This is a genomic window from Limnohabitans sp. (genome assembly GCF_044361985.1).
Taxonomy (GTDB): domain Bacteria; phylum Pseudomonadota; class Gammaproteobacteria; order Burkholderiales; family Burkholderiaceae_C; genus Limnohabitans_A.
Map to the genome: position 1 here is coordinate 1 of NZ_JBIKHV010000196.1, position 2,531 is coordinate 2,531.

Below are 2,531 nucleotides of genomic sequence, written 5' to 3' on the forward strand. Positions count from 1 at the left end.
TGAGCCTGTCCGATATCGCTGTCTGCTGCGCTGTCAGTTATCTGGATTTCCGTTTTCCCCAAATCGACTGGCGCACGCCTTACCCGAACCTGCACAAGCTGTACGACAAGCTGGCGCAGCGTCAGAGTTTCATCGACAGCACACCCACCTGATTAGTCATCTGCGGATCGTCGGCAAGCCGCTTGCTGTCATTGATGCAGCAAGCCCTGCTCGTGCCCGGGCTCAGGAGTTGGCGCGCTTTTTCAACCAGCGCATCACGCCGCCCACCAGCGGCAATTTTTCGTACAGCTCTTCAGCCGCGTCCCAATAATCACGGTGCAGCGTCACCAGGCCGTGTTCGTTGAACACCACGTGGCTGCCGCCTCGCACGGTTTGCAAGGTGGCGGTGTCAAAGCGCTTGAAATGAAAGCGGAACTCCCAGGTCAGAAATGCCTGTTGATCATCGACCAGCTGGCCAGTGATGACGAAGTGGGGCCGGTCGAGCGCCACATACATGTGGCGAAAAATTCGCTCGATCTCAGGCAGGCCCTGAACTTCATTAAAAGGGTCTTTGAAGCGGGCTTGCGCATCGTAGAGCGTGTGCAGTTGCGCCACGCTGTGGGGGGACAGCGTTTCAAAGAACGTGGCCAGGTTTTGGGTGGCTTGTCGGGTGTTCATGGAGACTTTCAAAACCCACGCTCACAAGCCTGTGAACTTGCGCACCAGTGGAAAATACAAGCGGTAGGGCAGCAGCCGCAGCAGTTTGAGCCAGAAGGTAAAGCGCTTGGGAAAATGGATGTCGAACTGGCCCTGGGCCCATCCCTTGAGCATTTCGCCCGCGGCCTGCTCAGCGCTGATGAGCGCCGGCATGGTGAACTGATTCTGAGCGGTCAGCGGGGTGTCCACAAAGCCGGGGTTGACCACGCTCACGCCAATGCCCTGGTCTTGTAAATCGAGGTACAGGGTTTCTGCCAGATGCGTGAGCGCCGCCTTGGTCGGGCCGTAGGCCAGACCGTTGGGCAAGCCGCGCCAACCCGCCACACTGCTGAGCAAACTGATGTGCCCGCTTTGCCGCGTCAGCATGTCGGGCAAAACCGCATTGATCACTTGCAGCGCGCCCTGGTAATTGACTTTGTCGTGCTGCAACAGATCGTCCAGGTCGATGGCCGTTGCGCGCTGAGCGCGGTAGTAGCCGGCCGCGTAGACCACGAGGTCCAGCGGGCCCTCGCTCAAAATAGCGCGGGCGGTGGCCTGCACATCGGTGTTGATCGCCACATCGAGCGGTCGCCACTGCACCAGCGGGTCTTGCTCAGCCCAGTTTTGCACGCCTTGAGGGGTGCGTGCCGAGATCACCACCATGGCGCCCGCCGCACGCAAGGCTTGGGCGCAGGCAAGGCCAATGCCTGTTGAGGCCCCCACCAGCCAGACTCTGCGGCCATGCCAGTGGGCGATGGGCGTGTTCAGCTGCAGCCAGCTGCGCTTGGCAGCCTCAGGCCGGGGCTGCCGGCTACTCTTTTGCAACACGTCGTTGGCAGGGCTGGCGGCGATGGAAGGGATCGCACTCATGCGGCTCAAACCGGCTTGGCCAACACAGGCGTTCGACGCGTGAACGACAAGGTGACTTCACCCAGCTTCACGCCCCATTTGCTCATGGTGGCTTTGTTCAGCATCACGCGGTCGTCCATCAGGTACATCCAGTCGTCAAAATCGACATGCCAGGTGCGGCCATCCACCGGCAGCGCCAGGGTGTAGCCCCAGCGAAACGCGTTGCCACTGACCTGGCCTGTGGCCTCACCCACCACGTCGTCGGCACGCCCGGTGTAGGTGCCATTGGGTCCTGCCTTGAGGCGCCAGATGCGACGCTGCCGGGTGCCATCCGAATAAACAAAAGCCTCGTCGAGCACGCCTTCATCGCCATTCCAGCTGCAGTCCATCACCACGGTGAAGCGCTTGACCACCTGACCGCTGCGATCGGTAAAAACACCCCAGGCGTCGATGGTGCCTGTGAAATAGGTGCGCAAATCAAGCGCGGGCTTTTCTTGCGCATACCCTTGCACCTGCGGCCCGGCGCAGCTGGCCAAAAAAGGCGCAGCGGCAAGCACGGGCAGTGTGCCCAGGCGAACTAGGGCGCTTCGGCGATCCATCTTTTTGCTCATCAGCAAGCTCCTATTTTCCAAATTTGATTCGAATTCGTGCCGATGCATGGGGCGTGCATCAGGCGGCGTGCCGCAAAGCCGGTGCCCGCATCAAACCCCAATACAAAGCCAGCGCGGCCATCAGCTTGAGCACACATGGCAGCAGGCCGTAAGCCAGGCCCAGCGCCAGCAAGGCATCGGCGTCTTGCCGTCCAGGGGCATAGCCCCACATGCCCAATAAGGGCAAGGACAAACCAGCGGCCAAGGCCAGGTTCAGCTTGGTGGCCAGATTCCACCAGCCCATGAAGGCGCCGTCTGTGCGGCCCCGCTCGCCGCAGCGGTCAATCAATTGGTTGAGCAGGGCGCCGGGCACAGTGAGGTCTGCGCCCAGCGCCATGCCTGACAGCGCACACACCA

General features: G+C 61.2%; 5 protein-coding genes. 1 reads left to right on the top strand and 4 read right to left on the bottom strand.

What is annotated here, in order from left to right:
• Nucleotides 1-152 (top strand): glutathione S-transferase C-terminal domain-containing protein (locus ACIQ3A_RS15015; protein ID WP_396432531.1); only part of this gene is annotated, 152 nt, incomplete at its 5' end.
• Between the two features lie 70 nt (nucleotides 153-222).
• On the opposite strand, the gene ACIQ3A_RS15020 is transcribed toward ACIQ3A_RS15015, so the two are convergent.
• The 4 genes from ACIQ3A_RS15020 to ACIQ3A_RS15035 form a co-directional block, all read right to left on the bottom strand.
• Nucleotides 223-657 (bottom strand): nuclear transport factor 2 family protein, encoded by a 435-nt coding sequence (locus ACIQ3A_RS15020; RefSeq protein ID WP_396432528.1) that lies wholly within the window; start codon nucleotides 655-657, stop codon nucleotides 223-225.
• A 21-nt stretch (nucleotides 658-678) separates the two neighbouring features.
• On the bottom strand, nucleotides 679-1,449 hold the full coding sequence (locus tag ACIQ3A_RS15025) for an SDR family NAD(P)-dependent oxidoreductase (RefSeq protein WP_396432532.1): 771 nt from the start codon (nucleotides 1,447-1,449) through the stop codon (nucleotides 679-681).
• 101 nt (nucleotides 1,450-1,550) lie between these two features.
• The gene (locus ACIQ3A_RS15030; protein WP_396432529.1) at nucleotides 1,551-2,135 is read right to left on the bottom strand and encodes a DUF3833 domain-containing protein; all 585 of its coding nucleotides are present in this window, start codon (nucleotides 2,133-2,135) and stop codon (nucleotides 1,551-1,553) included.
• A gap of 58 nt (nucleotides 2,136-2,193) precedes the next feature.
• A partial coding sequence (locus ACIQ3A_RS15035; protein WP_396432530.1) for an MFS transporter occupies nucleotides 2,194-2,531 on the bottom strand: 338 nt, incomplete at its 5' end.

Coding starts and splice junctions, on each gene's coding strand:
- ACIQ3A_RS15020 (WP_396432528.1), bottom strand. CDS start 657: ATGAACACCCGACAAGCCACCCAAAACCTGGCCACGTTCTTTGAAACG.
- ACIQ3A_RS15030 (WP_396432529.1), bottom strand. CDS start 2,135: ATGAGCAAAAAGATGGATCGCCGAAGCGCCCTAGTTCGCCTGGGCACA.